Origin of the sequence: Nonomuraea sp. C10 (genome assembly GCF_008017515.1) — a bacterium.
Lineage (GTDB): Bacteria > Actinomycetota > Actinomycetes > Streptosporangiales > Streptosporangiaceae > Nonomuraea > Nonomuraea ferruginea.
This window is the reverse complement of the sequence record NZ_VPFF01000001.1, coordinates 6,241,574-6,267,960: the sequence shown is the minus strand read 5'-3', so window position 1 is coordinate 6,267,960 and position 26,387 is coordinate 6,241,574. Positions and strand designations below refer to the sequence as shown.

The window sequence follows — 26,387 nt, the reverse complement described above, 5'->3', positions numbered from 1 at the left end:
GGCGCCTGGGTGGAGCAGGGGGAACAGTGAGGGATGAGGCGCGCTCGTACGCCGCGGCCCGCAAGGAGCGGACCGCCGACACCGATCGCTGGCTCAAGGATCTCTTCCGCACGGCGAGCGACGGAGAGCACGTCTCCCTGGTCGCGGTCGGCAGCCTCGGGCGGGGCGAACTCGCCCCGGGCAGCGACCTGGACCTCGTCCTGCTCCACAACGGCCGATCGGACGTCGGCCGGATAGCCGACCGCATCTGGTATCCCGTCTGGGACTCCGCCATCGGCCTCGACCACTCCGTCCGGACCGTGGACGAGGCCGTGGCGGTGGCCCGCGAAGATCTCAAGGCCGTGCTGGGCCTCATCCAGGCCCGGCACGTGGCGGGTGACCCGGACCTGACGAGGAGGGCCAGGGAGGCGGTGCTCGCCGAGTGGCGGGCCGACTCCCGGCGCAGGCTGGGCGAGCTGCGCGACGCGGCCGACCAGCGGGCCCAGACCAGCGGCGAGCTGGCCTTCCTCCTCGAACCGGACCTCAAGGACGGCCGCGGCGGGCTCCGCGACGTCCAGGCGATGCAGGCCGTGGCAGCGGCATGGGTGGCCTCCGCGCCCGGACCCCGGGCGCGTGAGGCCCACGAGTTCGTCCTCGACGTCAGGCACGCCCTCCACGTCGTCACCGCGCGCGGCACCGACAGGCTCGTGCTGCAGGAGCAGGACGCGGTCGCCGGACTCCTCGGCCTGCTCGACGCCGAGGCTGTCATGCGCAGGCTCGCCGAGGCGGGCCGGACGATCTCCCACGCGTTCGACGCGACCTGGCGCACGGTTGACAGGCTGCTGTCAGGGCCGGCGCCCCGTGGCCGCCGCCCGCTCGCCGACGGGGTGGTCGAGCACGGCGGCGAGGTGGTGCTCGCCAGGGGCGTCTCGCCCCGCAAGGACCCGGTGCTGGTGCTGCGCGCCGCCGCCGCGGCGGCCGAGTCCGGCCTGCCGCTGGCTCCCGCGTCCGTGTCCGTTCTCGCAGCTCAGTCGGCGCCGATGCCCGTGCCGTGGCCGGAGGAGGCGCGGGACGCGCTGGTGTCGATCCTCGGCGCGGGGCGCGCGGCCGTGCCCGTGTGGGAGGAGCTGGACCAGGCGGGGATCATTGTCAGACTCCTTCCTGACTGGGAACGGGTGCGGCACCGTCCGCAGCGCAACCCGATCCACCGCTTCACCGTCGACCGCCACCTGATCGAGGCGGCCGCGAACGCCGCCGGTCACACCCGCGAGGTCTCGCGCCCCGACCTGCTGCTGATCTCGGCGCTGCTGCACGACATCGGCAAGGGCTGGCCCGGCGACCACTCCTCGACCGGCGAGGTCGTGGTGCGCGACATCGGCGTCCGCATCGGCCTGCCGCCCCGGGACGTCGACGTCCTGGCCACGGTGGTCCGCCACCATCTGCTGCTGCCCGAGACCGCCACCCGGCGCGACCTGGACGATCCGGTCACGATCGAGAAGGTCGCCGCCACCGTGGGCTCCCGCGAGGTGCTGGAACTGCTGGCGGCGCTGGCCGTCGCCGACGGCAACGCCACCGGCCCGGCCGCGTGGAACGCCTGGAAGGCCGGCCTCGTCGCCGACCTCGTACGCAGGGTGCGCTCGGTGCTGTCCGGCTCGCCGCCGCCCAAGGCGCCCTCGCTCTCGCCCGAGCAGGCCGCGCTGGCCCGCCACGGCGGCGGCGCGGTGCGGGTCAACGGCGGCGCGGTGACGGTGGTCGCGCCCGACCGGGCCGGCCTGCTGTGGAGCGCCGCCGGGGTGCTGGCCGCGCACCGGCTCGTGGTGCGCTCCGCCTCGGCCGCCTCCGCCGGCGCCACCGCCGTGATCGAGTTCTCCGTCATCCCCGAGTACGGCTCGCCGCCGGATCCTGCGACCCTGGAAGCCGATCTCCGCCTGGTGCTTGCCGGGCGTCTTGACATCGAGCAAAGACTGGCCCGCCGTACGCGGTCGATGCGGCCGGCCCGGGTGCCGGTCGCGCCGCCCAAGGTGACGCTGGTGGACGACGCTTCCGCCACCGCCACCGTGGTCGAGGTCAGGGCACATGACAAGCCCGGACTTCTGTGGCGTATCGGGCGCGCCTTCGGCGACTGCGGTCTTGACGTGAGAGCCGCTCGCGTAGAGACTCTCGGCGCGGAGGCGGTGGACGTGTTCTACGTGGTCGACCGTGCTGGACGCCCCCTCAGCGACAGCACTCAACGCAACCAGGTCCGCGACGCCGTGCTTGCCGCACTGCGATAACCGACAGCACACGACACGCGGTCACATTTGTAACGATTGTGTCCGGTTTGTGCGTTACGTCAGATGCTGCGGATACCTTGTGGACGGCCTGATGACCGCATGGGATCGGGATGATTGAGGGGTAGCGGGAGCAGTGACTACGGGGAACTCCGACGGCGGCTTCGCCGCCAGGCGTGAACGCGCCAAGCGGGCACTGCCTCGGCTCGCGCTGCGCAACTGGCGAGTGAGATGGCGGTTGACCGCACTCGTCCTGGTTCCCACCATCGCCGGCGTCGTGCTCGGGGGAGCGCGCGTGGTGGAGTCCGTCCAGAGCGTCGCCGCCTTCGACCGCACGGCCGTCGCGGCCGAGCAGGCCGGGCGGATCCGCGATCTGGTGCAGGCCCTCGGGCTGGAGCGTGACACCGGCGGCTGGCACAACGCCGCCCGGACCCAGCGCAAGCGGCTGGAGAAGCCGTACGAGGAGCGCAAGGCGGAGGTCGACCGGCTCGTCAGGGCCGTGAAGGCGGACCTCGGCGCGATGGACGAGTCCTACGGCGACCGCGTCACCGACGTCGTCGCCCGCGCCCACATCGACCTGGACAACCTGCCCAGGACCAGGGCCGAGGGCCAGCGTGACACCACCCGGTACGACACGGTGCTCGACACCCTGCTCCGCCTGCACGACGAGCTGAGCCTGCTCAGCGAGGACCCCGAGATCGTCGGCCGGTTCCGCGCCCTGAGCGCCCTGACCAGGGCCAAGGAACAGGTCTCCCGCCAGCGCGTCCAGCTCCTGCGCGGCTACTACAACGCCGAGAGCGTGGACGCCAAGGAAGTCGAGCGGTTCATCGCGGCGAACGCCGCCCAGCGCAACCAGATCCAGGTCGTGACGCAGGAGGCCGGCGCCGTGACCGGCATGGAGCTGCAGCGCGCGCTGACCATCCCCGAGTACTACAACAGCGAGCTGACCAAGTCCCGGGCCGTCACGCTGGCCAGCGGCCGCGCGCCCGGCGTCCGGATCAGGGACAACCTGCTCGCCTCGACGAACCCCGACACGGCGCCGCCGGACCAGTGGTTCGAGGACAACGCCAAGGTCATATCCGCGCTCGTCTCGGTCGAGAGCTCGCTGGGCGAGCAGGTGGCGCTGCGGTCGCAGGAGCTGCGCGACTCCGAGGTCCGCAACGCGATCATCGTCGGCACGCTGATCGTCGGGCTGCTGCTGATCGTGCTGCTGCTCACCGTCGCCATCGCCCGCTCGATGGTCACGCCGCTGCGCCGCCTGCGCACCGAGGCGCTGGAGATCGCCGGGTTCCGCCTGCCGGACGTGGTCCGCCAGCTGCGGGTCTCCGGCGAGACCACCGCCCCCGAGGTACGCCCGATCGACGTCGCGGGCAACGACGAGATCGGCGAGGTGGCCCGCGCCTTCGACCAGGTGCACCGCCAGGCGGTGCGGCTGGCGGGCGAGGAGGCCGAGCTGCGCGGCAACATCAGCGCGATGTTCGTCAACCTCTCGCGCCGCACCCAGACGCTGGTCGAACGGCAGATCTCGCTGATCGACGGCCTGGAGAAGGGCGAGCAGGACGGCGGCCGGCTGGCCGACCTGTTCAAGCTCGACCACCTGGCCACCCGCATGCGCCGCAACTCCGAGAACCTGCTGGTCCTCGCCGGCCACGAGCCCACCCGCCGGCGCAGCCAGCCGGCCAAGCTGGTCGACGTGGTGCGCGCCGCGCTGTCGGAGGTCGAGGGGTACGAGCGCGTGCAGGTCAAGGTGCACCGCGCCACCTCGGTGCTCGGCAGCGTCGCCAACGACCTAGTCCACCTGGTGGCCGAGCTGGTGGAGAACGCGCTGCAGTTCTCGCCCAGCAACTCGCAGGTCACCGTCTCCAGCAGCCTCATCGAGGGCGGCGGGGCCCTGCTGTCGGTCACCGACAGCGGTATCAGCATGACCGAGGAGGAGCTGGCCGAGGCCAACCGCCGCCTGGCCGAGCCCCCAGTGGTGGACGTGTCGGTGTCCCGGCGCATGGGCCTGTTCGTGGTCGGCCGCCTGGCGCTGCGCCACGGCATCCGGGTGCAGCTGCGCAGGGGCGAGGGCATCGGGCTGATCGCCATGGTGCTCATCCCGCCGGCGCTCATCCAGGACGCCACCAGGCAGCCGCTGCCGCAGCGCCCCGCGTTCGGCGGGGGCAGCACGTCCGTGCCGCACCGGCCGCAGGTGCCCGCGCAGAACGGCTACCGCTCGCACGGGAGCCTCGACTCCTACGACTCCGGAGCGGGCCGGCCCGCGCTGGGGCCGTTCGGCGCCGACACCGACGCGCCGCGTCACTCCTACGACTCGGGGACGTTCCCGTCGTACCCGAGCGCGCCCCCCGGCCAGCAGGGGTTCGCGCCCGGCTCGTACCCGCCCGTCCAGCCGCCCGCCCAGGAGCGGCCCGGATCCTTCCCCTCGTTCCCGAGCCAGGAGCTGCCGCGCAGGCAGCCCGGACGCTCCGACTTCCCGAACCCGGACGTCCCGAGTCCGGAGGGTCCGCCGCCGACGGCCCGCCACGCCGCGAACGACGTGCGCAGGCCCGAGCCGCCGCCCTCGACGGACGTCTCGCCGATCGAGGCCGAGCGGGAGGAGTACCTGCCGATCTTCGCCGCGGTGGAGTCGGCCTGGTTCCGCCGGCCGCCGGAGGAGCAGGCGCAGGAGGCAGGCGGGAGTGAGGACAGTTCCGCACAGCCCGTACCCTCTGGGGAGGAAGCGTGGCGGAACGCCGCCGACGCCGGTTGGCAGGCGGCGGCCGCCGCGAGCGACCCGAGCCTGGGCGGCGTCACCTCCGCGGGGCTACCCAAGCGCAAGCCGAAGGCGAACCTCGTGCCGGGATCGGCCGGTCGCCCGGCGCCTCAGCAGGAGGCTCAGCCGCCCAGGCCGCCCCTGTCGGCCGAGCGGATGCGCAACAGGATGGCCGGCTTCCAGCAGGGAGTGCGGCGGGGTCGTGCGGAAGTACGCGAACAGGAGGAGCAAGAGTGAGCGAGCGTCCTGAGGAGGGCGAGTGACGACCCTCAGTCACGAGGCGCACCGGTTCGACTGGCTGATCACCGACTTCGTGCGGAACACGCCAGGGGTCGCGCACGCGGTCGTCGTATCCGCTGACGGGCTGTGCCTGGCCGCCTCCGAAGGCTTCCCGCCGGACCGGGCCGACCAGCTCGCCGCGGTGTCGGCCGGACTGCTGAGCCTCACCGTGGGAGCCTCGCGGGTGTTCGAAGGCGGGGCCGTCACGCAGACCGTGGTGGAGATGCAGCGCGGGCTGCTCATCGTCATGGCCATCAGCGACGGCTCGGTCCTGACCGTGCTGGCCGGGCCGGACTGCGACATGGGGCTGGTGGCGTACCAGATGACGCTGCTCGTCGACCGCGCGGGCCAGGCGCTCACGCCGGCGCTCCGCGCCGAGCTGCAAGCGGCTAGGACGCGGTGATGTGAATGGACATGGAGGGACAGGGCCGTGTACGGGAGTGACGGGCACGGGGACGAAGAGCCCCTGTTCCGTCCTTACGCGGTGACCGGTGGCCGTTCAGAGCCGCGCTACCACCTGGCGATGGAGACGTTGATCTCGTCGATGTCCATACCGGACGACGAGATGGCCATGCTCACTCCTGAGCAGGATGCGATCATGCAACTCTGTCGCTCGTTCCGGTCGGTCGCCGAGATCTCGGCCCTGCTCCGGGTCCCGCTGGGCGTGGCCCGCGTGCTGGTGGCGGACATGTCCGATGAAGGGCTCGTCCGCCTCCACGCGCCACGCCTCGAACAGGGACAGCCAGACCTCAACATGCTCGAAAGGGTGCTCAGTGGACTTCGCAGGCTCTAGCCCCGGCCTCACCTCGACGAAGATCGTGGTCGCGGGCGGGTTCGGCGTCGGCAAGACGACGTTCGTGGGGGCGGTGTCCGAGATCCTCCCGCTGACCACCGAGGCGGTGATGACCGACGCCTCCGCCGGGATCGACGACCTCGCCATGACGCCGAACAAGCAGACCACGACCGTGGCCATGGACTTCGGCCGGGTGTCCCTGGACCGGGACCTCATCCTCTACCTGTTCGGCACGCCCGGACAGCACCGGTTCTGGTTCATGTGGGACGACCTGGTGCGCGGCGCGATCGGGGCCGTGGTGCTGCTCGACACGCGGCGGCTGGCCGACAGCTTCCCGGCCATCGACTACTTCGAAGAGGCCCAGCTGCCGTTCATCGTGGGCATCAACGGCTGGGACGGGCAGTTCCCGCACACCGACACCGAGGTGCGCGAGGCGCTGGCCCTCTCCCCGCACGTGCCCATCGTCCGTACGGACGCGCGCAACCGCGAGTCGGTCAAGTCGACGCTGATCTCGCTGGTGGAGCACGTGGTCCGGCTCCGGGCGGCGCCGGTTTAGGTCACGCGAATTACCGGAAATATGAGGCTTGCCCACACTACGCTGCATATCTCCGGAATTGATGGTGAGGGCGTGCATGGTGTGGATCGCCTTGGCGGGCGGCCTGGCCGTCATCGGTGTGATCGTCTGGTCCTTCGGACGCGACGCCTCCCGCGCTGAGGGGGCGCCTCCCGAGCGGCCCCCGCGAGGCTGGGCGGACGGGCTCGGCGAGGACGCCCGGGTGGCCTTCTTGGAAGGGCTCCGGGCGTACCAGGACAAGGTGGGGCCGCTTCACCTCCGCGAGGATCACGGCCTGCTGGCCGTCCACGACCCGCCGAGGCTCGTCTCCCTGCACCTGCTCGCGGACCGGTTCGCCGCGTGCGGCCCGGAGGGGTTGCACGACCCCGAGGAGACGGTGCGCGCGCTGGTGACCGCGTGCGTGACCACCGAGCAGCCGGGCGTCCTGCACCTGCGCCCCGGCTGGCTGGGCCGCGGCGAGGTCGACGGCATGGACCGGCGCGCCTTCGTCGAGGCCGTACGGGAGATCGTCTGCCCGGGCGTCGCCGAGGGCGTCGCCGGTCGGTTCGCTGACGAGAGCGCGGGCAGCCTGGTGGTCACCCTCGCGGCCGAGGGCGGCGACGCGGGCAACACGCTGCTGCTCGACCTGGCCCGTGTCCTCGACCGCTACGAGAAGCTCCGCGCCGAGCGTCCCGGCATGCCCGCCCGCGCGCTGCTGCGTGACGTGCTGTTCCGCCTGCTGGCCGAGGACGGCCCAGGCCTGACCTGGACCGAACCACCGGCCGAGCGCCACCGCGCAGCCCTGCTCGCCGCCGGGCAACCACCCACGGAACGACGCCCGGCAAGCTGAGTCACACAGACGCGCGCCACCACCGCGGCGGATACCGCAGGCAAGGCGGACGCTGAGCGCCCCGACTTCGGTGGAGCTGCCGGTCTCGGGGATGCCGCCAGTGAGCCGGGCGCGCCGAAGGCTTGGCGGACGTGGGTGGGTCTGCAGGTCAGGAGTGGTCCTCGGTCGGCTGGGGGGTGCGGTTGTCGATGAGGGCTTGGATGCCGTCGAGGACGCGCTGGAGGCCGAACTCGAAGGCGTGGTCGGCGCTGTAGGCGGCGCCGAGGGTCTCGCCGGCGGCCTGGCCGACCCGTGCGGCGGTGGGGAAGCGTGACGGGTCGGCGATGCGGCTGAAGAACGGCGCGTGCGCGGCCCACCACTGCTCGTCGGACATGCCGGTCTGGCTCTCCGCCTGGGCGGCCTCCACCGCGCCCCGGGCCGTGCCGTGCACGAAGCCGGTGATCAGCGTGATCACCGAGTCCATCTCCACGTCGGTCAGCCCGATGCCGTCGACCGCGCGCAGCTCGTAGTCGTACTTGGCGGTCACGTTGGGGCCGAGCACCGGGCGGCTCGCGGCCACCTGCAGCAGCCAGGGATGGCGCAGGTAGAGCGCCCAGTTCTCGCGGGCGATCAGCTCCAGCCGGGCCCGCCAGCCGCCGGGCGCCTCCTCCGGCCTGGCCGTCTCGCCGTAGACGGTGTCGAGCATGACGTCGAGCAGCTCCGGCTTGCCCGGCACGTACGTGTAGAGCGACATCGTGCCCACGCCCAGCTTCTCCGCGACCCGGCGCATGGACAAGCCCTGGAGCCCGTCGGCGTCGGCCACCTCGATGGCGGCGCGCACGATCCGGTCGACGCTCAGGTCGGGCTTGCCCTTCCGGCTGACGCGCTCGCTGGTGCGCCAGAGCAGCGCGAGGCTGCGCGCCGGGTCTCCCTTGCCGCTGTACTCCACTGTCACCCTACGTACGGTACACCGTACGGTTGCACCTCCTGAACCGGGCGCTAGACGGCCGTCCTCAGGACGTGCCAGCGGCTGGGCCGCTGACCTGGTGGCGGTAGAACTCGACCGGTTCCGGCGGCAGCGGGGTGTTGCCCAGGATGAGGTCGGCGGCCTTCTCCGCGAGCATCATCACCGGGGCGTAGATGTTGCCGTTCGTCACATACGGCATGACCGAGGCGTCGACCACGCGCAGCCCTCGCAGGCCGTGCACGCGCAGCGTCGCGGGGTCCACGACCGCCATCTCGTCCACGCCCATCTTGCAGGTGCACGACGGGTGCAGCGCCGTCTCGGCGTCGCGGGCCACCCACTCCAGGATCTGCTCGTCGGTCTCCACGGACGGGCCGGGGGAGAGCTCGCCGCCGTCCAGGTCCGCCCAGGCCGGCTGGGACAGGATGTCCCTGGCGTGCCTGATCGCCTCCACCCACTCGCGGCGGTCCTGCTCCGTCGACAGGTAGTTGAAGCGCAGGGCCGGCTTGACGCGCGGGTCGGCGGAGGTGATGCGGACCGAGCCGCGGGCGTCGGAGTACATCGGGCCGATGTGCACCTGGTAGCCGTGGCCGCCGGCCGGCGCGGAGCCGTCGTAGCGCACCGCGATCGGCAGGAAGTGGAACATCAGGTTCGGGTACGCGACCTCGTCGTTGGAGCGGATGAAGCCGCCCGCCTCGAAGTGGTTGGTGGCCCCCGGCCCGCCGCGCAGGAACAGCCACTGGGCGCCGATGACCGGCCTGCGCCACTTGGCCAGCGACGGCTGCTGCGACACCGGCTGCCTGCACGCGTGCTGGACGTACACCTCCAGGTGGTCCTGCAGGTTCTCGCCCACGCCCGGCAGGTCGTGCACCATCTCGACGCCCAGCGGCTCCAGCAGCGGGGCGGGGCCGACGCCGGACAGCTGCAGCAGCTGCGGCGAGTTGACGGCGCCGCCGCAGACGATGACCTCGCCCGCGGTGATGCGCTCGCCGTCGCAGATGACCCCCACCGCGCGGTCGCCCTCGAAGACGATCCGCTCCACGAAGGCCCTGGTCCTGACGGTCAGGTTGCGGCGGCCGCGCACCGGGTGCAGGTAGGCGCGGGCCGCGCTGAGCCGGCGGCCCCGGTGCAGGTTGCGGTCGAAGGCGGCGAAGCCCTCCTGCCGGTAGCCGTTCACGTCGTCGGTGAGCGGGTGCCCGGCCTGCTGGACGGCCTCGAAGAAGGCCCGGAACAGGGGCCCGTCGGCGGGGCCGCGCTCCAGCTTGAGCGGGCCCTCGCCGCCGCGGAAGTCGGTGCCCGGGTCGGCCAGGCAGCTCTCCATCTTCTTGAAGTACGGCAGGCAGTGCGCGTAGTCCCAGCTCTCCATGCCGGGGTCGGACGCCCAGCGCTCGTAGTCGAGCGGGTTGCCGCGCTGGAAGATCATGCCGTTGATGCTGCTGGAGCCGCCCAGGACCTTGCCGCGCGCGTGGTAGACGCGCCGGCCGTTCATGTGCGGCTCGGGCTCCGACTCGTACTTCCAGTCGTAGAACCTGCTGCCGATGGGGAACATCAGCGCGGCGGGCATGTGGATGAACACGTCCCACCGCCAGTCGGCGCGGCCCGCCTCCAGCACCAGCACCGACACGGACGGATCGGCGCTCAGCCGGTTGGCCAGGGCGCAGCCGGCCGAGCCGCCGCCCACGATGACATAGTCGTAGCTCACCGGGGGATCCAGTCCTTCCACACGATCTCGTTCTCCTCGACCCAGCGCTTCGCGGCCTCGGCGGCCGACAGGTCCTCGTTGATCATGTCGCTGGCGACCTTGTTCTGGTCGTCGTTGGTCCACTGGAAATTGCGGACCAGCTCGTACGCCCTGCCGCCGTTCTCGGCGAACCGCTTGCTGACGATCTTGTCGAGCAGGTACGGCGGATAGTCGCACGCGACCCTGGCCGGGCGGGCGTCACAGCCGATGGCGTGCGCGGGAAGATTGATCTTCACCAGCTTGACCTTGGTGAAAAGCCATTGCGGCTCATAGAAGTAGAGCAGCAGCGGCGTCTTGTTCTTGGTCGCCGACTGGGCGGCCTTGATCAATGCGTCCTCGCTGCCCGAGTAGACGACCTTGTAATTCAGCCGGAGATTCTTGACCAGTGCCTCGTCATTGGTGACGAACGACGGGTCACCGTCGAGCACCTGGCCGAGTTCGCCGGATTTCGGAGTCTTGAAGAGGTGCGCGTAGTCGTTGAGGTTTCTCCAGTCGGTGATGTTCGGGTGTTCCTTGGCCATCCACTCGGGGACGTACCACCCGATCACCCCCTTGTTGCCGGTGAGACCTGCGGAAAGGGCGACCTTCTTCTTCTCGATGTACTCCTCCTTGAGGTCGTTGTGACCCCAGTTCTCGACGATGACGTCGACCTCACCGGTCTCGAAGCCCTTCCAGGAGTCGGCTTCGGCCATTTCGCGCGTTTCCACCTTGTAGCCGAGCTGAGTTTTGAGCAGGTGGGACAGCACGGCGGCCTGGGCCTCGTACCCGACCCAGCCGTGGATGTCGATCTTGACCGTCTGGTTGGCGTCGGCCTGCGTGCTGGGCTCCTCGCCCGTACAGGCGGTCAGGAGCAGGGCCAGCGCGAGCGGGCCGGCGAGAATCTTGGTTCGCATGAGAGTCTCCGGCGACCGTGACCCCGCCGGGGCGGGGTCACGGGTCTTGAGGGATCGGAGGGGGTTACTTGGGGATCCAGGCCTGCCACTTGTCCGGGTTGGCCTCGATCCACGCCTTGGCGGCCTCCTCACCGGACATGCCGCCGTTGGTCATGTCGTCGGACACCTTGTTCTGGTCCTCGTTGGTCCACTGGAAGTTCTTGACCAGCTCGTACGCCTTGCCGCCGGTGTCGGCGAACTTCTTGCTGACGATCTTGTCGAGGTCCATCTCCGGGTAGTCGCAGGCGACCTTCTTCGGGTCGGCGTCGCAGCCCTCGGTGTACTCCGGCAAGTTCACGCGGACCAGCTCGGTCTGGCTGAACAGCCAGTGCGGGTCCCAGAAGTAGAACAGCAGCGGCTTCTTCTGCGCCTGCGCCTGCTGGGCGCTCTTGATCAGCGCGGCTTCGCTGCCACCGGTGACGATCTTGAAGTCCAGCTTGAGGTTCTTGATGAGCGCGGCCTCGTTGCTGACGTACGACGGGTCGCCGAACAGCAGCTGGCCCTTGCCGCCCGACTCGGAGGTCTTGAACAGGTCGGCGTACTTGTTGAGGTTCTTCCAGTCGGTGATGTCGGGGTTCTCGTCGGCCATCCACTTGGGGATGTACCAGCCGATGACGCCCTTGTTGCCGGTCGAGCCCGCCTCGACGGCGACCTTCTTCTCCTCGATGTACTGCTTCTTGAGGTCCGGGTGGCCCCAGTTCTCGATGATGACGTCGACGTCGCCGGTCTCGAAGCCCTCCCAGGCGAGCTGCTCCTTGATCTCCGGCAGTTCCACGGTGTAGCCGAGCTCGTTCTTCAGCAGGTACGCCACCACGTTGGCGCTCGCCTCGTAGCCGACCCACGGGTTGATCGCGATCTTCACCGTGCCGGCCGGGGTGGCGGCGTCGGCCGAGCCCTCGGGGGAGGCGGCGGTGGTCGCCCCGCCGTCGACGGTGGCCCCGCCGCAACCGGCGGCCAGGCCCAGCGCTAAGAGGCCTGCGAACAGGCGAATTTTCATGTGAATTTCCTTTTGTGGGGCAGAGAACGCCTGTCGGCGCCCTGCGTGATGCGGTCCAGCATGACTCCGAGCAGGACGGTCGCGACACCTGCGACGAAGCCCATGCCGAAGTCGGGGCGCTGGGAGAACCCGAGCACGACGTCGTAACCGAGGGCGCCGGCGCCGACCAGCCCGCCGACGACCACCATGGCGAGCGTCAGCACGATCCCCTGGTTGGCGGCGAGCAGGATGGCCCGGCGGGCCATCGGCAGCTGCACCTTCCACAGGATCTGGGCGGAGGTGGAGCCGGTGGAGGCGGCGGCCTCGATCACGGAGGTGGGCACGTGCCTGATGCCGTCCTCGACCAGGCGCACCACGGGCGGCACGGCGTAGATGATCGAGGCGAAGATCGCGGTGAACCGGGTGGTCCCGAACAGGGCCAGCGCCGGAAGCAGGTAGACGAACGCGGGCATGGTCTGCGCGGCGTCCAGCAGCGGGCGCTGCACGGCGGAGAACCGGTCCGAGCGCGCGGCGGCGACGCCCAGCAGCACGCCGATCGCCAGGGTCGCGACGACCGCGACGGCGACCGTGGTCAGCGTCCGCATCGAGTGCTCCCACGTGCCGAGCAGGGCGATCCCGAGCAGGCAGACCAGCGCCGTCAGCGCGGGCCGTACCCCGCTGACCCGCCAGGCGACCAGCAGCACCGCGGCGGCGACCAGCCACCACGGCGCGGTGGTGAACACCGTCTCCAGCGGGTTGAGCAGGTAGATCGTGACGGTGTCCTTGACGAACGTGGTGACGCCGTACCAGCTCGTCTCGGCCCAGAGCACGGCCTCGTTGATCGGGCGGGTGACGCTGACCGTCAGGTCCTCCGGCCACTGCCGGGGCACGAACGCCGCGGCCACCAGCCCGGCGACCGCCAGCACCCCGGCGGCGGCCACGTTGCCGCGGCCGATCCGGCTGTGCGGGTCGCGCCTGGCCACCGAGACCATCATCCGGTCCAGGATCACGGCCATGATCACGATCGCGATGCCCGCCGGCAGCATGATGCCGACCTGGGCCCTGGACAGGCCGCGGATGATGTCGGAACCGAGGCCGGGCGCGGAGATCAGGTTCGCGATGACCACCATGGACAGCGCCATCATGATGGTCTGGTTCACCGCCAGCGCCATGGTGGAGCGCGCCAACGGCAGATACACCTTGAACAGCGTCTGCGCCCGGGTGGCGCCCAGCGAGGCGGACGCCTCGACCGCGGTGGGGGAGACCTGCTCGATGGCCAGCGCCGTGATGCGGATCGCGGGCGGGATCGAGTAGATCATCGTCGCGATCACGCCGGCCGGCGCGCCGATGTGGAAGAACAGCGCGAGCGGCGCCAGGTAGGCGAACGTCGGCATGATCTGCATGACGTCCAGCACCGGCGTGACGGCCTTGCGCACCCGCGCCGACATGCCCGCCCAGATGCCCAGCGGCACGCCGATCGCCAGCGACAGCAGCACCGCCGCCGAGACCAGCGCGAGCGTCTCGACGCTCGACTCCCACAGCCCGAACACGCCGAACGAGCAGAACCCGGCCACCGCCATCAGCGCGACGCGCCAGCCGCCCGCCAGCCAGGCGAGCCCGCCCATGACCCCGATCAGCCCCGGCCAGCCCATCGCCACCAGCACCGCGTGGAAGGAGGTGTAGAGGGCGTCCACGAACAGGCGGATGTAGTTGAGGAAGTACAGGAAGAGCGGATTGTCGTTGCGGTGGTCGTCGATCCACTCGCGCAGCTCGGTGACCGCGGTGAACGGCGCCGCCTCGCTGTTGTGCGGCAGCGTGCCGGTGCCGCGGAAGGCCAGGTACGCGAGCGCGAACAGGGCCGCGACCCCCGCCGGGACCACCCACCTCGGCACGCGCAGCCTGGAGGCAGGCGTGACCGCGGTGCTGCTCATGCGCCGACCTGTGCGGCCGCGGGCGTCTCCTGACCGGAGAGGAAGGCGAGCATGTCCACCCGGTCGAACACCCCGGCCAGTTCCTCGCCGTCCATCACCCGGATCGGCCTGGAGGAGGTGGAGACGGCGCCGATGGCGTCCTTGATCAGGGTGTTGGCGGGGAGCTCCGGCCCGTCCAGGTTCTCGCGCTCCTCCGGCGGCCGGGCGATCCAGCGCAGCGTCAGCACGTGGCTTCTGGGCACGTCCCGTACGAAGTCCGCCACGTAGTCGTCGGCCGGCGCGCCCACCAGCTCCTCGGGGGTGCCGAGCTGGACGATCCGGCCGTCCCGCATGATCGCGATGCGCTCGCCGAGCTTGAGCGCCTCGGACAGGTCGTGGGTGATGAACACCATCGTCTTGCCGACCTCGCGGTGCAGGCGGACGACCTCGGCCTGCATGTCGCGGCGGATCAGCGGGTCCAGCGCGCTGAACGGCTCGTCGAACAGCATCACCTGCGGGTCCACGGCGAGCGCGCGGGCCAGGCCGACGCGCTGCTGCATGCCGCCGGAGAGCTGGTCGGGGTAGGAGTCGGCGTGGCCGTCGAGGCCCACCAGTGACAGGATCTCCCTGGCCCGCTCGTGCCTGGCGGCCTTGGCGGCGCCCTGGACCTCCAGCCCGTACGCCACGTTGTCGATCACCCTGCGGTGCGGCAGCAGGCCGAAGTGCTGGAAGACCATGCTGACGTGGTGCCGGCGCAGGTCGCGGAGCTTGGCCGGGGAGGCGCCGATCACGTCCTCGCCGCCGATCGTCACGCGGCCGGCCGTGGGCTCGATGAGGCGGGTGAGGCACCGTACGAGGGTGGACTTGCCGCTGCCGGACAGGCCCATGACGACGAAGACCTCGCCGGGGCGGACCTCGAATCCGACGTCCCTGACGGCGGCGGTGCAGCCGGTCTTCTCTCGAAGCGCGGCGGGATCCAGGTGTTTGTCCTCGCTCGCCAGCACTCTCTCGGACTTGGGCCCGAAAATCTTCCAGAGCCCTTCGACCGCGATGGCCGCGTTGTCAGGGGACACCCCGTACTCCTCGCCTTCTCGCCCAGGGGGCTCAACATATGGGGTTAAGAAAGCAAATCTCAACGTTGTGACCGTTAGGAGACCTCTGTGCATCTGCGGTGTTACGTCGTTGGATCGTTCCAAACACCCATCTCTGGACATAGGCGGGCGTAATGCAATATTTCTCGCCATATGGTCTTCATAAGTGGAGCTCCAGGTTCTATGCTCATGCGTCACACTGCTTGACTTATGTCGCGTTATGGTCGCTTGGCTGGCCTGGCGCGGGTGTGTTCCAATTACCCGAGCTTGCATGGATTTCCCCACAGGTCACGAGGCCTTGCATATACGCCGATACTGGGCGAGAGGTTGCGTTCGGTGAGTACAGAGTTAGCAGAGCGGCCGCCGGAGGAAGGCAGGTGGCGGCTGCGTAATTGGCGGGTCCGCGCCAGGCTGGTCGCCCTGATCCTGGTGCCGACGGCTGCCGCCGTGCTCCTGGGCGGGATCCAGGTCTTCGCCTCGACGGGCGCGGCCGCCGACTACGCCCGCATCAACCAGCTCGCCCGGCTGAGCGAGCAGGTCGGCGGTCTCATCCACGAGATGTCCGGGGAACGCGCCAGAGTCTCCTGGCACATCGCCCGGAACCGCCCCCAGGCTCAGCTTCCCGACGTACGCGCCCAGATCGGCAGGACCGACGCCGCCATCCGCGAGGTGAGAGACACCGCCGGCCAGCTGCTCGGCGGGGTCAGCGGCCGTACCGCCGACCAGATCGAGAACATGCTCAACCGGTTCGACGACCTGGACGGGCTGCGCGACCAGGCCATCGAGGCCGACCTGCTCCCCGCCCCGGCCGTCGAGCTCTACACCACCGTGATCAACGACCTGCTCTCCATCCACGACGAGCTGGTCAGCGGCAGCCAGGACGACGAGCTGTTCCGGCAGACCCGCATGCTCGACGCGCTGGCCCGCGTCAAGGAGAGCGTCTCCCTCCAGCAGGCCCTGCTCACCACCGCGCTGGTGGAAGGTTCCTTCGGCCAGGAGCAGCTCAAGACCTTCCTCGGCGAGCTGTCCCGCGAGGAGAACCAGCGCGAGGCCTTCTCCGAGGAGGCCACGGCAGGGGAACGGCGCTTCTTCGACGAGACCGTCAACGGCCGCTCCGCCGACGACATGCTGTTCCTGCGCGAGCTGGTGCTCATCCGGGCCACCGCGGGGCAGACGCTGCGCGGCCTCGACCTGGCCAAGCGCGACGACGCCGGGCAGTGGTTCGAGGCGTCCACCGTCGTCATCGACTCCCTGCGCACGGTCGAGCAGCGCCAGGCCGCCGGCATCCTCAGCCGCAGCGAGTCGCTCAGCTCCGGCGAGCAGCAGAGCGCGTACCTGATCGCGGGCGCGGTCATCGCCCTGCTCATCGCCGTCCTGGCGATCACCACCGGGGTGGCGCGCTCCCTTGTCCGCCCGCTGCGCCGGCTGCGCGCCGAGGCCCTGGAGATCGCCGGAAGGCGGCTGCCCGACTTCGTCCAGCACCTGCGGGAGTCCCGTGACGGCGCGGTCGACGCGGAGGTGCCGCCCATCGGCGTCTTCTCCCGCGACGAGGTCGGCGAGGTGGCCAGGGCCTTCGACGAGGTCCACCGGGAGGCCGTGCGGCTGGCCGGCGACGAGGCCCGGCTGCGCGCCAACGTCAACGCGATGTTCGTCAACCTGTCGCGGCGCAGCCAGACGCTGGTCGAGCGGCAGCTCACCCTCATCGAGCGCCTGGAGCGCGGCGAGCGCGACGACGACCGGCTGGCCGACCTGTTCAAGCTCGACCACCTGGCCACCCGCATGCGCCGCAACTCCGAGAACCTGCTGGTCCTCGCCGGCCAGGAGGCCGCGCGCAAGTGGAGCCAGCCGGTCGAGCTCATGGACGTGGTCCGCGCCGCGCTGGGCGAGGTCGAGAGCTACGACCGCGTCAGCATCCAGGTCCAGTCGGACGCGGCCATCGCCGGCCAGGCCGTCAACGACGTCGTGCACCTGCTGGCCGAGCTGATCGAGAACGCCGTGTCGTTCTCCTCGCGCGACACCAAAGTCATCATCTCCAGCAGCCGCATCGACGGCGGCGGGCTCATGGTCGCCGTCACCGACCAGGGCATCGGCATGAGCCCGGAGGAGCTCTCCGAGTCCAACTGGCGGCTGGCCCACCCGCCGGTCGTGGACGTGTCGGTGTCGCGCCGGATGGGCCTGTTCGTGGTCGGCCGGCTGGCGCTGCGGCACAACATCAAGGTCCAGCTGCGCCGCCAGGACGTGGGCGGGCTCACCGCCATGGTCCTGCTCCCGGAGGCGCTGCTCACCCCCGTCCCCGGCGCCTCGGCCACCGCGCCGCCGTTCCCGCAGGCCGCCGCGTCCCAGGACCCGCCGTCGTTCGCGCACGTGCCGATGCAGGCCAGCACCGCGCACCCGGGCATCGGCCACCCGTCCATGCCGGGCACGGCGCATCCGTCGATGGACTCGCTCCCCGAGCCGTCGTCGTGGTTCAACTCGACGCACACGCAGTCCGGTGACGTCTCACGCGACAGCGTCTTCGGCGCCGACGCGCCGCGGGGTTTTCCCTCGGACGGCGCGTTCGCCGACCCGCCGCGCGGCTTCGCCGGGGACGGCGCCTCCGGCGACGGCCCGCGTGACTTCCAGCAGGACGGCGCGTTCGGCGGGGACCTGCCGCGTCGCCTGCCGCCGGACAACGGCACGGGCGGAGAACTGCCGCGCCGCCTCGCCGCCGACAACGGGGCCTCCGGGGGCCTGCCGCGCCGCCTGCCGCCGGAGCAGCCGGCCTTCCCGCAGCAGGGCGACTACCTGCCCGTCCACGCCTCGATGGAGCCGAGCCCCGAGGTGTCGAGCTGGTTCACCAAGCCCGCCTTCACCGACGAGCGGGACCAGCCCGGCCCCGGTCCCGATCCGGCCTGGTCGTCGGGCGACTCGTGGTCCGCGCAGGGCGACACCGCCGCCATCCCCAAGATCGACATCTCCGCGCCGCCGCCCGAGCCGTCCCACAGCGGCAGCTGGTCCTCGCCCGCCGACAACGGCTGGCAGGCCGCCGGCGCGGTCCGCGAACCGGCGCTCGGCGGCACGACCAGCTCCGGGCTGCCCAAACGGACGCCCAGGGCGAACCTGGTGCCGGGTACCGCGGCGCCGGCCCCGCCGCCGGCGCCCGCGCCCCCGGTGTCCCCCGACCGACTCCGCAGCAGGCTCTCCAGCTACCAGCAGGGCGTCCGCAAGGGACGCGCCGAGCTAGAGGAGGACTGATGAAGGATTTGAGCCAGGCGGCAAGAGACGTCAACTGGCTGGTGTCCAACTTCGTGGAGGAGGTGCCCGGCGCCGCGCACGCCGTGGTGGTCTCGGCCGACGGGCTGCCGATGGCCTTCTCCCGCGGCTTCCCGAAGGACCGGGCAGACCAGCTGTCGGCCATCGCGGCAGGCCTGGTCAGCCTGACCCAGGGCTCGGCCAGGGTCTTCGAGGGCGGCAACGTCGTGCAGACCCTGGTGGAGATGGAACGCGGCCTGCTCCTGGTGATGTCGATCAGCGACGGATCCTGCCTGGCGGTGCTGGCCGCACCCGATTGCGACATGGGCCTGGTGGCCTACCAGATGACGGTCCTGGTGGAGCGTGCGGGGCAGGTGCTGACGCCTGACGTGCGCGCGGAACTGTCGGCCGTGCGACCGTGGTGATGGGAGTAGGACGTTGGCATCGTGGCATGGCGGGGAGCCGGAGCCAGAGCGCAGCTCACTGGTCAGGATGTACGCCGTCACGGGCGGCCGTACACGCAGCACGCTCGCGATGGAGGCGCTCGTCTCGTCGGCGACGTCCATCCAGCTCGGCCATACCTACACGCGTGAGTACCGGCAGATCAGCGAGCTGTGCCGGCAGGTGAGGTCGGTCGCGGAGATCTCCGCGCTGCTGGCCATGCCGCTCGGCGTGGCACGGGTGCTGATCGCCGACATGGAGGCGGAAGGGCTGGTCAGGGTGTACCAGCCGCAGTTGGACGCAGGCAAGCCGGACAGGGGCCTGCTCGAAAGGGTGCTCAGTGGACTTCGCAGGCTCTAACGCCGGGCTCACCTCGACGAAGATCGTGGTGGCCGGCGGGTTCGGGGTGGGCAAGACGACGTTCGTGGGGGCGGTGTCCGAGATCATGCCGCTCACCACGGAGGCGGTGATGACGGACGCCTCGGCCGCGGTGGACGACCTCTCGCTCACCCCGACCAAGACGACCACCACGGTGGCCATGGACTTCGGCCGCGTGTCCCTGGACCGCGACCTGATCCTCTACCTGTTCGGCACGCCGGGCCAGCACCGGTTCTGGTTCATGTGGGACGACCTGGTGAAGGGCGCGATCGGCGCGGTCGTGCTGGTCGACACGCGCCGGCTGGCCGACAGCTTCCCGGCCATCGACTACTTCGAAGAGGCCAAGCTGCCGTTCGTGATCGCGCTCAACGGCTGGGACGGGCAGTTCCCGCACGTGGAGAACGAGGTCAGGGACGCGCTCACCCTCGCCGCGCACATCCCGATCGTCCGCACGGACGCCCGCAGCCGCGAGGCGGTCAAGTCGACCCTCATCACCCTGGTCGAGCACGCGCTGACCGTCCGCTCCTACTGAGGCCGGCCCGACCACCAGTACGCCGCCACGAGCTCCGCCACCAGGGTCTCCGTCAGCAGGCGGACGTCCGGGTCGTCGTCGTGCGCGTACCGCACGACGGCCGCCGCGTCCTTCACCTCGCCGCCGACCGCGACGACCGTGGAGCCGCGCTCGCGTACCCAGTCCATGGCCTGCTCGTCGTAGCGGGAGCCGGGGAACAGCAGCGCCCGGTAGGACAGCGTCTTCGTCAGGTAGACGTCCACGTGCGCCCAGTCGCCCGTCTCGCAGGCGTCGGCCGGCCTGCGGGGCCCCTCGCGCACCATGAGCGCCGACTGCTCCGCGGACGAGAGCCGCTCGGCCGGGGCGATCGCGTAGACGCCGTTCGGCCCGTTCAGCAGCTCCAGCACCATCGGCAGCCAGGCGTCGCGCCGCTCCAGCAGGTCGGCCGTGGCCTCGGCGGCCCGCCGCACCAGCCCCGCCACGTCGCGGCCCGCGCCGGTGAGGCGGGACTCCAGGGCCAGCAGCAGGGCGAGCGTGTGCTGGAACGTCCGGCACGCCACCCCGCCGCGCTCCTCGCCCGCGTGCATCGGCACCACCAGACCGGCGGCCTGCGCCAGCGCGGAGCCGGGCGCGTTGGTGAGCGCCATCAGGAACGACGCGCCGCCCGCGTACCGTTCGACCGCGTCCAGCGTCTCCCGGCTCCCGCCGGTCGCCGAGATCGGGACGACCAGCGTACGGGGGCCGGGCGGGAACGTCGCGGCGGCCGAGGCGTACTCGGCCCAGGCGTCCACCCCGGCGGCGCGCAGGCGCAGCGCGGCGACCCCGGCGGCGTACCGCGAGCTGCCCATGCCCAGGAACAGCACCCTCCCGATGCCCTCGGGCAGCCCCGCGAACGGGTCCGCGGCGTCGAGCGCCCCGGCCAGTTCGGTGAGCGCGGCGGGCTTGGCCTCCAGGTCGGCCAGGAAGAGGTCGGGGTTCACAGGTTCTCCATCCAGTTGCGCAGCACGCCCATGGGGGCGTACCTCCAGCGGGGCAGGTGGCGTGCCGCGTAGATGAGCTCGCGGCACTCCTGCTCCACCTCGAAGGGCCGGATCAGGGATTCGTCCAGCAGGTCAGGTCGGCCGCCCGCGGCCAGGCGGCCCTCGTAGGCGGCGAGCATCAGGGCACGGGCCTCGGCGGCCCAGCGCGCCGCCCGCCCGGCGGGCAGGTCGCGGCGCTTGACCGCGACCTGGGCGACGTGCTCGATGCTGGTGGTCAGCTGGGCGACGTCCCGCGCGGCGGGCTGGCACGGGTCGGCCTCGGAGACGGTCGGGTTGCCGTCGAAGTCGATGACCGCGTACCCGTCGCGCCACCGCAGGATCTGGCCGACGTGCAGGTCGCCGTGGATCCGGATCAGCGGGGCAGGGCCGGTGGAGGCCAGCGGCGCCAGCTCCGCGCGCAGGCGGCCGGCGACGGTCTCCAGCCAGGCGCCGTCGGGGCCGCCGGTCAGCGCCAGGGCCTCGCCGAGGGCGTCCTCGGCGCGCGGGCGGTGGTCGCGCGGGGCCGCGGTCCCGCCGTCGCCGGGGAGGGTGGCGAGCGTGAGGTGGAGGTCGGCCGCCAGGGCGCCCAGGACCGGGGCGAAGGCGGTGTCGCCGGTCTCGGCGTCGTCCACGCACCAGGTCCAGCCGTCCGTCGCGTCCGGGAGGTAGCCGGTGACGAGTGCCAGGAGACGGGAGCCGGCGAGCAGCGCGGCGTAGGGCGGCGCGGTGTGCGGGAAACCGGTGCGGGCCAGATGGGGGAGTACGTCGAGCGCCGGATGGGGGAGCGGGACCGGCGGTGTGAGCCATTTCACGACGACGCGCTCGTCCACCACTACCGAGTAGTTCGTCTGATCGACATGGGCGCCGAAGTCCCGCTCGGCGGGCACCCCGATGTGACATCCGGGCGTGTCGTACGAGAGGCTTGGCAACGGAAGGAAGCGCCGGACCTCGAAGGGCGGCGGCACCTCGCCATCCAACAGCCGCAGCACCGCGGCTGTGAGACCGCGCTCTCGGTCGGTGAGCGGCTTCTCACCCAGAGACAGCAGCCGTTCCCAAATTGAATCCGAATTCAACACTTAGATCAAACTTCCAGGTAGCAATGTCTACCAAAGTCTTGCTCATGTTGATTTCTGCTGCAACACTCCTGGTCTGGTCTGCCGTGCCCGGTTGGTCGCGCGACCCCCCGTACATGCACATCTCATAAGGAGTAGCGGCCGTGTTCCGAACCCGGTTCACCCGTCGTCTTCCGGCTGCCGCCGTGGCCGCCGGCCTCGCGCTCGCCGTCGCGGCGTGCGGCGGTGGATCGACTGACAGCGCAGAGACGGCGACGCAGACGGCAGCCGCCCTGAACCCCAACGCGGACCTGACCAAGCAGTCGCTCGCGGTGACCGTGTGGGACGGTTACACCCCCAAAGAGCTGCAGGACATGGTCAAGCGGGATCTGAAGATCTCCGAGCTCAACGTCACCCTCCACGACACCAACGAAGTCGCGATGACGAAGCTGACCGCCGGGGGCGACAGCGGCATCGACGTGGCCTTCGTCTCGGGACAGTACGCCCAGGCGCTCAACGAGCAGGGCCTGCTGGAGCCGATCCACGCCGAGCTCATCCCCAACCTGGCCAACCTCTACCCCGAGGCCACCCAGCTCTCCTACGACAAGGGCAACAAGTTCTCGGTCCCCTACACCTGGGGCACGACCGGCATCTGCTACCGCAGCGACCTGGTGAAGCAGGAGCCGACGAGCTGGAACGACATCCTCAAGCCCCCGGCCTGGGCCGAGAAGAAGGTCACCATGATGACCACCGAGCGCTGGCTGGCCCTGCCCGCGATCAAGGCCCTCGGCTACTCGGTCAACACCGACAAGGACGACGAGATCGCCAAGGTCAAGGAGCTGCTCCTGGAGGCCAAGCCGCACCTGCTGGCCTACGACGACCTCACCTTCGGCGACCGGCTGATCAAGGGCGAGGCCGTCATGGCCGAGGCGTGGGACGGCTGGTGCCCGACCACGGACGAGAAGCAGAACATCAAGTTCGTGGTTCCGAAGGAGGGCAGCGACCTCTGGGTGGACACCATGGTGATCATGAAGACCTCCAAGAACAAGGAGGCCGCGCACGCCTTCATCAACTACATCCTCAGCCCCGACGTGCACCGCTGGGCGGCCGAGAACATCAACTACATGGTGCCGAACAAGGCCGCCATGGACAAGGTGAAGATCGTCCCCGGCTCGCTGCTCGGCACCAAGCCGGCCGAGCTGCTCAACGGTGAGTCGATCATCGACATCGGCCAGGCCAGCACCAAGTACACCCGCCTGGCGTCCGAGATCAAGGCCGAGTAGGTGTGAAGGACAAGCCAGAAGCCCGGCCGGTGTCCCTCTCCAGAGGGCGCCGGCTGGGCGCGTTCGTGTTCCTGGCGCCGGGGCTGGCCTACCTGGTCGTGCTGCTCCTGGTGCCGCTGGCGCTGGTGCTCAGCTACACGGTCTTCCAGCGCGGCCGCTTCGGCGGCGTCATCTACGAGTTCACCTGGGAGAACTTCGAGCGCCTGTTCGACTCGCTCTATCTGCGGGTGCTCGTCGACTCGCTGGAGATGGCCGGGCTGGCGACGCTGATCGCGCTGCTGCTCGGATACCCGACGGCCTACATGATCGCGCGCCTGCCGCGTAAGTGGAAGACGATCGCGCTGGTCGCGATCGTGCTGCCGTTCTGGACGAACTTCATCATCCGGGTCTACGCCTGGATCATCCTGCTGAGCCCGGAAGGGCTGATCAACGGCTGGCTGCAGGCGTTCGGGCTGGGCCCGTACGAGCTGCTCTACAACCGGGGCGCGGTCGTGCTCGGCCTGCTCTACTCGTACCTGCCGCTGATGGTGCTGCCGCTCTACGCCTCCATCGAGAAGCTCGACCCGCAGCTGCGGGAGGCGTCGGCCAACCTGGGCGCCTCGGCGTTCACCACCTTCCGCAAGGTCACGCTGCCGCTGACGGTGCCGGGCGTGTTCACCGGCTGCCTGTTCGTGTTCGTGCCGAGCTTCGGCAACTTCGTCATCCCCGAGATGCTCGGCGGCGGCAAGTCGGCCATGGTGGGCAACCTGATCCGCACCGAGTTCCTGTCGGCGCGCGACTGGCCGTTCGGCTCCGCCCTGGCGCTGGCGCTCATCGCGGTGCTGCTCGTGCTCCTGGTCGTGCAGGCGTGGGTGACGCGCCGTGCGTAGATCAAGGTGGCTGCACGTCCCGTTCTGGGCGACGTACGTGTTCCTGTACGCGCCGATCCTGGTCCTGGTCGTGATGTCGTTCAACTCCGGCGACTCGGCGTACACCTACGAGGGGTTCAGCCTCGAGTGGTACGGCGAGCTGGCCGGCGACGAGCGGATCATGAGCGGCGTGGTCAACACGCTCATCGTGGCCACCGGCTCGACCGTGATCGCCACCGTGCTCGGCACGATGCTGGCCGTCGGCCTGGCCAGACACTCCAGATCCAAGACGCTGGACGCGCTGGCGCTGATGCCGGCCGTGCTGCCGGACCTGGTGCTCGCGATCGGGCTGCTGCTCTTCTACGGCCTGATCCAGCTCACGCTCGGGCTCTACTCGGCGGTGCTGGCGCACGCGCTGTTCTCGATGGCGTTCGTGGCGGCGGTGGTGCGCACCCGGCTCACCGGCGCGGACACCTCCCTGGAGGAGGCCTCGCGCGACCTCGGCGCCGGCCCGTTCACCACGTTCATGAAGATCACGCTGCCGCAGCTGGCCCCCGGCATCGTCGCGGGCGCGCTGCTCGCGTTCACGCTGTCGCTGGACGAGTTCGTGATCGCCTACTTCACGATCGGCAACCACGAGCAGACGCTGCCGATCGTCATCTACTCGATGATCCGTTTCGGGGTCACCCCGAAGATCAACGCGCTGGCCGCGATCCTGCTCCTGGTGAGCTTCACGGCGGTGATCGCCGGACAGCGCATGACCAAGATCGGGGAAAGGATGCCGCGTGCTCAAGATTGACGGGATCACCCGCAGGTTCGGCGACGTCACCGCGCTCGACGGCGTCTCGCTGGAGATCGGCCAGGGCGAGTTCTTCGCCCTGCTCGGCCCGTCGGGCTGCGGCAAGACGACGCTGCTGCGCATCATCGCCGGGTTCGAGACGCCCGACGCCGGCACGGTCACGCTCGACGGCGAGGACCTGCTGGACAAGCAGCCGAACCGGCGCCCCATCAGCCTGATGTTCCAGTCGTACGCGCTGTTCCCGCACATGACCGTGCGGAAGAACGTCGCGTACGGGCTTGAGCGCGAGAAGCTGCCGCGCGCCGAGATCAAGAAGCGCGTCGGCGAGGTGCTGGAGACGGTGGGCCTGTCGGAGCTGGCCGGCCGCAAGCCGAGCCAGCTCTCCGGCGGCCAGCGGCAGCGCGTCGCGCTGGCACGATCCATCGTCAAGCGCCCGCGCCTGCTCCTGCTGGACGAGCCGCTGTCGGCGCTCGACAAGAAGGTCCGCGCCGACATGCAGCTGGAGCTCAAGCGGCTGCAGAACGAGGTCGGCATCACGTTCGTGGTCGTCACCCACGACCAGGAGGAGGCCATGTCGCTCGCCGACCGCATCGCGGTCTTCGACAGCGGCGCGGTGCGCCAGGTGGACGAGCCGGTCGCGCTCTACGAGCGGCCCCGCACCCCCTTCGTCGCCGACTTCGTCGGCGCCAACAACCTCTTCGAGGGTACGGCCGGCGCCAAGGACGAGCTGGAGACCGAGGACTTCGGGGTGCTGCCCGGCTCCCCGGCGGAGGGCCTGGAGCAGGGCGCCAAGGCGCTGCTGGCCGTCCGGCCGGAGCGGGTGAGGCTGATCGGGGCCACCGAGTCACGCGGCCTGAAGGGCACCGTGGTGGACGTAAGCTTCTACGGAGGCGTCTCCCACGTCTCGGTCGGGGTTCCCGGCCGGGGCAAGCCCGTGCTGGCGGCCGTCCAGGGCGCGAGCGACGTGCGGCCGGGCGCCGAGGTCCGGCTCGACTGGCAGGCCGATGAGGCGGTCATCATCCCGGTGGATCAATGAAGCAGATCGTTGCCCGTGACCGTGCGGGCGTACGAGAGGATCAGCTCCGCGGCCTCGTCGGGGCCGATGAGCGGGTGACGAGCGGTGATGCGGTAGCCGTACGCGTCCTCCAGCGCGACCAGGTTGCGCGAGATCGTCAGCGTGTCGGTGGTGAGCCTGAAGACGCCCAGCGCCGCCCCGGTGTCCAGGATCGACTGGTACATCGACACCTGCCGGTCGTAGAGCGAGGTGAGCAGCACCCCGTAGACGCGGTTGCGGCCGGCCGCGCCGCCCATCTCGTTGAGCAGCCGCACGTCCGGGTCGAGCGATCCGGTGGGCAGCCCCGACCGGATCGTCAGCACCAGCTTGGCGACCGGGTCGGTGTGCGCGGCGAGCTGCCGCAGCCGCTGCTCGTAGAAGCGCTCCATGCCCGCGTGCTGCGCCTCGACCAGCAGCTCGCTCAGGTCGGGGTAGTGGTAGAGCACCGCGCCGGAGGTCAGCCCGGCCTCCTCGGCCACGTGCGACAGCTGCACCCGGTCGATGCCATGCCGGATGATGGCCCGCCGCGCCGCCTCGATCAGGTCGATGCGCCGGTCACTGCGGCTCTTGCGCTGGGCCATCTTCGCCTTCGCTTCCCAGAGTTCGCTTTACATTCAGGAATCCGTTGACCATAGTGCCCTGAAGTTGACCTTCGCGCCAGATGCGTAATTGAATTCCCCTTCAAAAGGCTAGATCTCCCCC

At 70.5% G+C, this 26,387-nt stretch carries 23 protein-coding genes; 14 read left to right on the top strand and 9 right to left on the bottom strand.

The window, feature by feature from the left end:
* Positions 1-26: 26 nt before the first annotated feature.
* The 6 genes from FR742_RS28705 to FR742_RS28680 all read left to right on the top strand — a co-directional run bounded on the left by FR742_RS28705 (position 27) and on the right by FR742_RS28680 (position 7,476).
* Positions 27-2,252, top strand: coding sequence for a [protein-PII] uridylyltransferase (locus FR742_RS28705; protein WP_148033822.1), 2,226 nt, complete (start codon positions 27-29; stop codon positions 2,250-2,252).
* 133 nt (positions 2,253-2,385) lie between these two features.
* Complete coding sequence (locus FR742_RS28700) at positions 2,386-5,238, top strand: nitrate- and nitrite sensing domain-containing protein (RefSeq protein WP_148033821.1); 2,853 nt, start codon at positions 2,386-2,388, stop codon at positions 5,236-5,238.
* 22 nt (positions 5,239-5,260) lie between these two features.
* Positions 5,261-5,683, top strand: a complete 423-nt coding sequence (locus FR742_RS28695; protein WP_148033820.1) for a roadblock/LC7 domain-containing protein — start codon at positions 5,261-5,263, stop codon at positions 5,681-5,683.
* Positions 5,684-5,710: 27 nt separating this feature from the next.
* Positions 5,711-6,073 carry a DUF742 domain-containing protein gene (locus tag FR742_RS28690; protein WP_148033819.1) on the top strand — a complete coding sequence of 121 codons (363 nt, stop codon included), beginning with the start codon at positions 5,711-5,713 and terminating at the stop codon, positions 6,071-6,073.
* Positions 6,054-6,629: an ATP/GTP-binding protein gene (locus FR742_RS28685; protein ID WP_148033818.1), complete on the top strand. Its 576-nt coding sequence runs from the start codon at positions 6,054-6,056 to the stop codon at positions 6,627-6,629. Before FR742_RS28690 ends, FR742_RS28685 begins: the two co-directional genes overlap by 20 nt.
* Positions 6,630-6,705: 76 nt before the next feature.
* Complete coding sequence (locus tag FR742_RS28680) at positions 6,706-7,476, top strand: hypothetical protein (RefSeq protein ID WP_148033817.1); 771 nt, start codon at positions 6,706-6,708, stop codon at positions 7,474-7,476.
* A 148-nt stretch (positions 7,477-7,624) separates the two neighbouring features.
* Here FR742_RS28680 and FR742_RS28675 read toward each other — a convergent pair whose 3' ends face one another.
* The 6 genes from FR742_RS28675 to FR742_RS28650 all read right to left on the bottom strand — a co-directional run bounded on the left by FR742_RS28675 (position 7,625) and on the right by FR742_RS28650 (position 15,051).
* Positions 7,625-8,410 (bottom strand): TetR/AcrR family transcriptional regulator C-terminal domain-containing protein, encoded by a 786-nt coding sequence (locus FR742_RS28675; protein ID WP_148033816.1) that lies wholly within the window; start codon positions 8,408-8,410, stop codon positions 7,625-7,627.
* A gap of 58 nt (positions 8,411-8,468) precedes the next feature.
* On the bottom strand, positions 8,469-10,121 hold the full coding sequence (gene betA, locus FR742_RS28670; protein ID WP_148033815.1) for a choline dehydrogenase: 1,653 nt from the start codon (positions 10,119-10,121) through the stop codon (positions 8,469-8,471).
* Positions 10,118-11,053 carry an ABC transporter substrate-binding protein gene (locus FR742_RS28665; RefSeq protein ID WP_148033814.1) on the bottom strand — a complete coding sequence of 312 codons (936 nt, stop codon included), beginning with the start codon at positions 11,051-11,053 and terminating at the stop codon, positions 10,118-10,120. The genes betA and FR742_RS28665 overlap by 4 nt, the downstream gene beginning before the upstream one ends.
* A gap of 64 nt (positions 11,054-11,117) precedes the next feature.
* Positions 11,118-12,089 (bottom strand): ABC transporter substrate-binding protein, encoded by a 972-nt coding sequence (locus FR742_RS28660; protein WP_148033813.1) that lies wholly within the window; start codon positions 12,087-12,089, stop codon positions 11,118-11,120.
* On the bottom strand, positions 12,086-13,999 hold the full coding sequence (locus FR742_RS28655; protein ID WP_148033812.1) for a proline/glycine betaine ABC transporter permease: 1,914 nt from the start codon (positions 13,997-13,999) through the stop codon (positions 12,086-12,088). The genes FR742_RS28660 and FR742_RS28655 overlap by 4 nt, the downstream gene beginning before the upstream one ends.
* Complete coding sequence (locus tag FR742_RS28650; RefSeq protein WP_261808795.1) at positions 13,996-15,051, bottom strand: glycine betaine/L-proline ABC transporter ATP-binding protein; 1,056 nt, start codon at positions 15,049-15,051, stop codon at positions 13,996-13,998. The genes FR742_RS28655 and FR742_RS28650 overlap by 4 nt, the downstream gene beginning before the upstream one ends.
* A gap of 354 nt (positions 15,052-15,405) precedes the next feature.
* Here FR742_RS28650 and FR742_RS28645 point away from each other — a divergent pair, with 354 nt between their 5' ends.
* The 4 genes from FR742_RS28645 to FR742_RS28630 all read left to right on the top strand — a co-directional run bounded on the left by FR742_RS28645 (position 15,406) and on the right by FR742_RS28630 (position 19,651).
* A complete protein-coding gene (locus tag FR742_RS28645; protein WP_148033810.1) occupies positions 15,406-18,303 on the top strand; it encodes a nitrate- and nitrite sensing domain-containing protein in 2,898 nt (965 codons plus the stop codon).
* Positions 18,303-18,725, top strand: a complete 423-nt coding sequence (locus FR742_RS28640; protein ID WP_148033809.1) for a roadblock/LC7 domain-containing protein — start codon at positions 18,303-18,305, stop codon at positions 18,723-18,725. Before FR742_RS28645 ends, FR742_RS28640 begins: the two co-directional genes overlap by 1 nt.
* 67 nt (positions 18,726-18,792) lie before the next feature.
* Positions 18,793-19,101 (top strand): DUF742 domain-containing protein, encoded by a 309-nt coding sequence (locus FR742_RS28635; RefSeq protein WP_246640374.1) that lies wholly within the window; start codon positions 18,793-18,795, stop codon positions 19,099-19,101.
* Positions 19,082-19,651 carry an ATP/GTP-binding protein gene (locus FR742_RS28630; protein ID WP_148033807.1) on the top strand — a complete coding sequence of 190 codons (570 nt, stop codon included), beginning with the start codon at positions 19,082-19,084 and terminating at the stop codon, positions 19,649-19,651. Before FR742_RS28635 ends, FR742_RS28630 begins: the two co-directional genes overlap by 20 nt.
* Here the strand turns inward: FR742_RS28630 and FR742_RS28625 are convergent.
* Both FR742_RS28625 and FR742_RS28620 read right to left on the bottom strand, forming a co-directional pair.
* Complete coding sequence (locus tag FR742_RS28625; protein WP_148033806.1) at positions 19,645-20,610, bottom strand: SIS domain-containing protein; 966 nt, start codon at positions 20,608-20,610, stop codon at positions 19,645-19,647. The genes FR742_RS28630 and FR742_RS28625 overlap by 7 nt on opposite strands.
* Positions 20,607-21,638, bottom strand: a complete 1,032-nt coding sequence (locus FR742_RS28620) for an aminoglycoside phosphotransferase (protein WP_148033805.1) — start codon at positions 21,636-21,638, stop codon at positions 20,607-20,609. Before FR742_RS28620 ends, FR742_RS28625 begins: the two co-directional genes overlap by 4 nt.
* 227 nt (positions 21,639-21,865) lie before the next feature.
* Between FR742_RS28620 and FR742_RS28615 the strand changes: the two genes are divergently transcribed.
* The 4 genes from FR742_RS28615 to FR742_RS28600 are packed head-to-tail and all read left to right on the top strand — an operon-like array spanning position 21,866 to position 25,667.
* Entirely contained in the window at positions 21,866-22,984 is a 1,119-nt protein-coding gene (locus FR742_RS28615) for a spermidine/putrescine ABC transporter substrate-binding protein (protein WP_148033804.1), read from the top strand.
* Positions 22,985-23,013: 29 nt separating this feature from the next.
* Complete coding sequence (locus FR742_RS28610; protein WP_148033803.1) at positions 23,014-23,853, top strand: ABC transporter permease; 840 nt, start codon at positions 23,014-23,016, stop codon at positions 23,851-23,853.
* Positions 23,846-24,631, top strand: coding sequence for an ABC transporter permease (locus FR742_RS28605; protein WP_148033802.1), 786 nt, complete (start codon positions 23,846-23,848; stop codon positions 24,629-24,631). The genes FR742_RS28610 and FR742_RS28605 overlap by 8 nt, the downstream gene beginning before the upstream one ends.
* Positions 24,618-25,667, top strand: coding sequence for an ABC transporter ATP-binding protein (locus FR742_RS28600; protein WP_148033801.1), 1,050 nt, complete (start codon positions 24,618-24,620; stop codon positions 25,665-25,667). Before FR742_RS28605 ends, FR742_RS28600 begins: the two co-directional genes overlap by 14 nt.
* On the opposite strand, the gene FR742_RS28595 is transcribed toward FR742_RS28600, so the two are convergent.
* Positions 25,661-26,266, bottom strand: a complete 606-nt coding sequence (locus FR742_RS28595; protein WP_148033800.1) for a TetR/AcrR family transcriptional regulator — start codon at positions 26,264-26,266, stop codon at positions 25,661-25,663. The two genes, FR742_RS28600 and FR742_RS28595, sit on opposite strands and share 7 nt — an antisense overlap.
* Between the last annotated feature and the right edge of the window lie 121 nt (positions 26,267-26,387).